This is a genomic window from Aquicoccus porphyridii (genome assembly GCF_008369105.1).
GTDB classification, from domain to species: Bacteria; Pseudomonadota; Alphaproteobacteria; order Rhodobacterales; family Rhodobacteraceae; genus Aquicoccus; species Aquicoccus porphyridii.
Genome location: NZ_VINQ01000133.1, coordinates 1 through 442 on the forward strand (window position 1 = coordinate 1; position 442 = coordinate 442).

The following is a 442-nucleotide window of genomic DNA, read 5'->3' on the forward strand; positions in this document are numbered from 1 at the left end:
TTGGCGAAGGCGATGAAGCGACGCGCCTCGGCGCCGCGCTTCGAACCCTTGACCACCGCCCAGTAGTCCATGCCGTACAGGCTGCCCGGCCATACCAGGGCCAGGTTGCGCCCCGCGCGGTGGGCGTCGGCGATGCGCCCGGTGTAGGTGGACGTCATCACCACGTCGCCGGCGGCCAGCCACTGCGCCGGCTGCGCTCCCGCCTCCCACCACTGGATGTAGGGCTTGAGCTGGCCCAGCTTGGCGAAGGCACGGTCGGCACCGGCGCGGGTCGCCAGCAGCGGATAGACCTGCTCGCGTGGCACGCCGTCGGCGAGCAGGGCGAACTCCAGGTTGTAGATCGCCCGCTTGCGCAGGCCGCGCTTGCCGGGGAAGCGCTGGACGTCCCAGAAGTCGGCCCAGGACGCCGGCGGCTGTTGCAGCCGGTCGGCGTCGTAGCCGA

At 71.9% G+C, this 442-nt stretch carries 1 protein-coding gene; it reads right to left on the reverse strand.

Annotation, left to right across the window (positions count from 1 at the left end):
* Nucleotides 1-442: extracellular solute-binding protein (locus FLO80_RS23905; RefSeq protein ID WP_149187149.1), on the reverse strand; the 442-nt coding region annotated here is incomplete at both ends.